The 6,331-nt window shown below is 63.4% G+C and carries 2 protein-coding genes; both read left to right on the forward strand.

The window, feature by feature from the left end:
• On the forward strand, positions 1-2,759 hold a 2,759-nt coding region (locus A2J01_RS23905), incomplete at its 5' end, for a condensation domain-containing protein (protein ID WP_156519377.1).
• 257 nt (positions 2,760-3,016) lie between these two features.
• Positions 3,017-6,331: non-ribosomal peptide synthetase (locus tag A2J01_RS23910; protein ID WP_156519378.1), on the forward strand; the 3,315-nt coding region annotated here is incomplete at its 3' end.

The following is a 6,331-nucleotide window of genomic DNA, read 5'->3' on the forward strand; positions in this document are numbered from 1 at the left end:
AGTCGATGTACCGAAGCGGTGATGTGGCGCGCTGGAACCGCGCCGGCCAGCTCGAATACCTGGGGCGTTCCGATTCGCAGGTTCAGCTTCGAGGTTTCCGGATCGAACTCGGCGAGGTCGAAACGGCCCTGCTCCGAGTCGGTGGTGTCGCCCGTGCCGTGGCCGTCGTCCGCAAGGACGCAGATCTGGGCGATCGGCTCATCGCGTACGTCGTGCCCGAAGCCGGTTCGGACCTCGACGCGAGCACGGTCAGCACAAGTGCGGCCGACTTCCTCACCGGCTACATGGTTCCCGACGCGACAGTGTTGTTGGACGCCTTGCCCCTCACGGTGAACGGGAAGCTCGACTCCGCTCGGCTGCCTGCACCCGTCTTCGCTTCCGCCGAATATCGAGCGCCGGTGTCCGACACCGAGAAGGCCGTGGCGACGGTATTCGCCGAATTGCTGGAGGTTCCTCAGGTCGGACTCGACGACGAGTTCTTCGAACTCGGTGGTAACTCATTGATCGCGACCCGGGCGGCGGCACGACTGAGCCGATCCCTCGACGCCGTAGTCCCCGTACGGACTCTGTTCGACACCCGGACAGTCGAAGAACTCTCGAGCGCGATCGAAGTCCACGTCGGAACCGGTTCGCGAAAGCAGCTCGTTGCCCAAGATCGCCCCGAGCGCATTCCGCTGTCACTGGCGCAGCAGCGTATGTGGGTGCTCAACCAGATGGACACCGACGCCTCGACCTACAACATCCCGATGGCGCTGCGTCTGGCCGGGCAGTTGGACGTCGACGCGCTGAAATTTGCTCTGCGTGACGTGATCTCGCGCCACGAGTCACTGCGAACGCTTTACCCGTCCGACGGGCTGGGGCCGGTGCAGCGGATCGTCGGCGCCGACCTCGTGCCCATGTTCGGGGAACCGACAGCGGTCCACGACGGCGCGCAGATGTACACGAAGGTAGTCGAATCGACGACCGCCGGATTCGATGTGTCATCGGAGGTTCCGGTACGTACTGATCTTCTCCAGATCGGAGAAGATCAGTACGTGTTCGTACTCGTCGCGCATCACATCGCGGCCGACGGGCAGTCGATGGGGCCACTGGCCCGCGACGTGATGGTGGCCTACGAAGCGCGTACCCGGGGCAGTGCACCGTCGTGGAGCCCACTCCAAGTGCAGTACGCAGACTTCGCGCTGTGGCAACGCGACGTACTGGGATCGGTAGATGACGCGGGAACGATCGCCGCGCGCCAACTCGACTTCTGGCGCACAGCGCTCGACGATCTGCCTACCGATGTCGGCTTGCCGACAGACCGACCGCGTCCCGTGGTGCAGTCCGCCGCAGCGGGGGCAGTCCAGTTCACCGTCGACGCTGATGTCCACTCGCGACTGAGCGACATCGCCCGAGCAAAGAACGCCACGGTGTTCATGACAATCCACGCCGCACTGGCGGTCCTGATCTCGAGGTTGGGTGGAGGCTCCGACTTCGCGATCGGTACCGCTGTCGGCGGCAGGGGCGAGCGCGCCCTCGACGATCTCGTCGGTATGTTCGTCAACACACTCGCGCTTCGCACCACGGTCGATGCCGGTGCACGCTTCGAGGATCTCGTTTCGCATGTGCGCGACGTCGACCTGGCCGCGTTCGGCGAAGCCGATGTTCCTTACGAGGAAATCGTGGAGGCGCTGCCGCCTCGGGCGGGGGGCCTGTTCCAAATCGTCCTGTCGCTGGAACCGACCGCCCAGACCGAGTTTGCATTGGCAGACCTGACCATAGGCGCCGTCGACAGCGGAGTCCTGACCACGAAGTTCGACCTTCAGCTCACCCTGACCACCGCAGCGGACGGCCTCGGACTCTCCGGCCTGTGGCTGTATTCCGAGGACCTGTTCGACAAGACCACGGTCGAGTCGTTCGCACAGCGGTTCGTTCGTGTACTCGAGCAGGTCACCGACGATCCGACCAGGCAGGTCGGCGATCTCGATCTGCTGACCGACATGGAGAAGTCCGAGGTCGCCGACGGCGTTCGCGAAGCCAGCGCAGTCGCGAGCACGACGTTGCTGCCTCAGTTGCTCGCCTCCGTCGTGGAAAGCGACCCGGACGCGCCTGCGGTGGTAACAGACGGCGAGGAGACCGCTTACGCGGCACTCGACGCGAAGTCTTCGCGTCTGGCTCGCCTGCTCATCGAGGAAGGTGCAGGTCCCGGCACTGCGATCTCCATCGGTGGTGGTGTCGATGCCGTGATCGCCTACTGGTCTGTGGTGAAGACCGGCGCAGCCGTTACCGGGGCGCATCCGTCGGATCCGGCAAGCCTGACCCTGTCGAATGACTCCGACACCTCGACGCTGCTCTTGACGTCACCGGAGATCGAGTCTCGGCTGGCGACGATGTCGGATCGTCCGATCAGCTACGTCGATCGCGCCCGGTCGACAATGGCGGACGATCCGGCGATCGTCGACGGTGACCGAGTGCTGACGTACGGCGCCCTGTCGGACTCTCTGGCGGCGCTGCGTAAGCGGTATTCCGTCGACTTCGAGTCGAGGTTGGCATTCGCCGGCGCGGTCGGCTCGCCGGAGCACTCGGTCGCGGTCCTCCTGGCGGCGTCAGCCGGAGCGGCTGTCGTCATTCTCGGTGACGACGAGGCAATCGAAGACTCACTTGCTGACGACTGGGTGACGCATGTGGTGCTTCCGGACGAGGTCCGCTCGGCCGTCGATCGAACCGACTTACCCGATCTCGAGTACGTCCTCGCAACGGGCGAACTACTCGGGTGGTGAGATCGGGCTCCGTCGGCGACCGTGCCAGTGGCCGAATTCATAGGTGATCGTGCCGTTGCCCGGATCGGTGTTACCGGCTGTAACAATGGGCGGTAGGGGTTGGATGTGTTGGGGGAGCCCACTGATGCAATTGTGGGTTCCCCGGCGTCCAGTCTGGACAGACCGGTAGTGACAGTTCAGAAGTATGACGCGAAGGTGAGTTGCTCGATGCAGCGTTGGGTCTCCGTACACACCGTTCGACCGCAGGTGGCGGTCGTATGAGTACTGACGACGCGACCCGGCGGAAGACATCTCGCGCCGGCAGGAACGAACGACCGGCACGCACCAGGCGCGCGCGGGTGCCATTGCTGCCTCAGTTACTCGCAGCTGCAGTAGACCTCAACCCAGCAGCACCGGCGATCACATTCGGGGGTCAAACCCTCACTTATGCCGAAGTGGACGCGCTGTCCTCGCGTCTGGCTCGGTTGCTCATCAGCCGCGGAATCGGGCCGGAGGACCGGGTGGCGGTGTCGATTCCCCGCTCCGTCGAGTCGGTCTGTGCGGTGTGGGCGGTGGCCAAGACCGGCGCAGCTTTCGTGCCGGTCGATCCCAGCTATCCTGCAGACCGCGTCGAACACATGATCACCGATTCTGCAGCCTCGATAGGGCTGACCACGGCCGCGTACGCTATCGACCTTCCTCGCAGCGTCCAATGGCTGGAAGTGGACGGCGACGTGTTGACGGCCGAGTTGTCCGGTATCTCCCCGGATCCGGTGTCGTATACCGAACGCGTTCGAACCCTTCGCGTGGATCATCCGGCATACGTGATCTACACCTCGGGGTCGACAGGACGGCCCAAGGGCGTCGTCGTCACCCACGCCGGGCTTTCAGACCTGTGTGCGGAACAGGTCGAACGGTATGCGCTCACCTCTACGTCGCGGACACTGCATTTTGCTTCGCCGAGTTTCGACGCTTCCGTGCTCGAACTGCTGCTCGCCGTCGGTGCAGGCTCGACGATGGTGATCGCGCGTCCGGACATGTTCGGCGGCGACGAACTCGCGGAACTTCTGGTGTCGGAAAAGATCACGCACGCGTTTGTGACCCCGGCAGCGCTGGGTTCGATTTTCGTTGACGGCGCCCACCAGTTCGACAATCTCGCCGTGGTGGTCGTCGGCGGTGAAGCGTGTTCACCCGCGCTGCTGTCCACCTGGGCACCCGGCCGACGGTTCTTCAACGCATACGGACCCACGGAAGCCACCGTCGCCAGCAACATCGCCGAGTTGACCGTCGATCGTCCCGTGACGATCGGTGGTCCCGTCCGTGGTGTCGGCGTGTTCGTCCTCGATTCTCGACTTCAGCCGGTCGCCACCGGAACCGCCGGCGAACTCTACCTGTCGGGCACCCACCTTGCCCGCGGGTACAACGGCCTGTCCGCAACTACTGCGGCAAGTTTTGTCGCAAATCCGTTCGGCGGCGCCGGGGAGCGGCTCTACCGGACCGGCGATACCGTGCGGTGGATCCGCACCGGCGGCGATGGCGGAGCCACCGATCAGACCAGTGGTGAGCGCGACCTCGAATATCTCGGGCGGGGGGACTCACAGGTCAAGATTCGCGGCTTCCGGATCGAACTGGGCGAGATCGATGCCGTCCTTGCCGCTCAACCCGGAGTCGACTTCGTCGCCACCGTTGCGATCACCGGTTCCTCAGGTGACGCCGCGCTGGTGTCGTATGTCATGGCGAATGCCGACGTCGACCTGGACCCAGACTCGTTGACCGCCAGCGCTCGGGCCGTTCTTCCTCGCCACATGGTGCCTGCATCGATCATGGTCATCGACCGGATTCCTCTCACCCCTGTGGGTAAGTTGGACACCGGCAGCCTTCCCGAGCCGATCTTCATCTCGCGTGCGTACCGCGAACCATCAACGCCTGCACAGGTACTCGTGGCAGCGGCCTTCGCCGACCTGCTCGGAGTCGAGAGGGTCGGTGCCGAAGACGACTTCTTCGAACTCGGCGGCAACTCACTTGTTGCAGCAAGGCTGGCTGGACGTCTCGGAGCTGCGTTCGGGACACGCATTCAGGTGAAAACCCTCTTCGAGGTATCGACGGTCGAAGCATTGGCTGCCCGAATCGAAGCCGAGGCGGAGGGGTCCGCCAGAGTACAGCTTGCGCCGGTGATTCGTCCGGAACATGTGCCGTTGTCGCTGGCGCAGCAACGGATGTGGTTCCTGAGCCAGTTCGATTCCGAATCTGCTGTCAACAACATTCCGATCGTCCTCCGCCTGAGTGGTGAGCTTGACACGGTTGCGCTCGCCTCAGCGGTCGGTGACGTCCTAGCTCGGCACGAAGTCCTTCGTACTGTCTACCCAGGAATCGACGGTGTGGGCTATCAGCAAATTCTGCCGGAATCGACCGCAGACATCGACCTCGATCCCGTTCCGTTGGCCGATTCGGCACTTCTCGGCGAACTGTTGGCGCTCGTTACCGCCGGATTCGACGTCAGCTCGGCAGTTCCGTTGCGGGTCAAGCTTTTCCAGACGGATCCGTCCGAGTACGTCCTGGCGATGGTCGTTCACCACATTTCAGCGGACGGCGTTTCCGTAGCGCCGTTGGTTCGGGACGTTGCGTTCGCCTACCTTGCGCGTGTGGACGGCCGGAGTCCGGAGTGGACACCGCTGCCGGTGCAGTACGCAGACTTCGCGATGTGGCAGCGTGAGGTTCTCGGCGTGGATTCCGATCCGACATCGTTGATGTCCGAGCAGCTCGCGTACTGGAAGACGACCTTGCGAGACCTGCCGGAGAAGATCGAACTCCCGGCCGACCGTCCACGACCCTCAATTCTCTCCACCAGAGGCGGCGTCCACCGTTCGGACGTGGACGCTGAATTGCACAGTGCCCTGGAGCAACTCGCACTTGACCACAACGTGTCACTGTTCATGGTCGTCCATGCGGCGCTGGCGGTCCTGTTGGCAAGGTCGAGCGGCAGCGGTGACGTGGCGATCGGTTCACCAATCTCTGGACGAGGGGAACCCGAACTCGACGATCTGATCGGCATGTTCGTAAACACCCTGGTGTTACGCACGGCCGTGAATCCAGGAGCAAGCTTCTCCGATTTGTTCGACCATGTGCGTGACATCGATCTGGGGGCTTTTGCCAACGCCGATGTGCCATTCGAGCGGCTTGTCGAAGTGCTCGACCCGGCACGATCCCAAGCGCACCACCCGTTGTTCCAAGTTGCGCTGTTCTTCCAGAACATGGCCGACGACGCACTGGAATTGCCCGGACTGCGTGTCTCAGGATTCGACGCGGGCGTCGACATCGCGAAGTTCGATTTGCAATTGACCGCAGCTCCACGGGAAAACGAGTCGGGGGATGCCGCAGGGATCGCGCTGTCCTGGCTCTACGCTACGGATCTGTTCGATGCCTCGACCATGTCCGCCTTCACCGATCGGTTTGTCCGCATACTGCGCGCGATGGTCGCAGATCCCGGTTCAGCGGTCGGTGACGTCGAGGTCATGACTGTGTCTGAGCGTGCTTTGGTGCTCGAGTCGTGGAACGACACGTCTCGTCCGGTTGTGGGTGGGTTGTTGTTGGAT

Source organism: Rhodococcus sp. EPR-134, assembly GCF_001647205.1.
GTDB classification, from domain to species: Bacteria; Actinomycetota; Actinomycetes; order Mycobacteriales; family Mycobacteriaceae; genus Rhodococcus_F; species Rhodococcus_F qingshengii.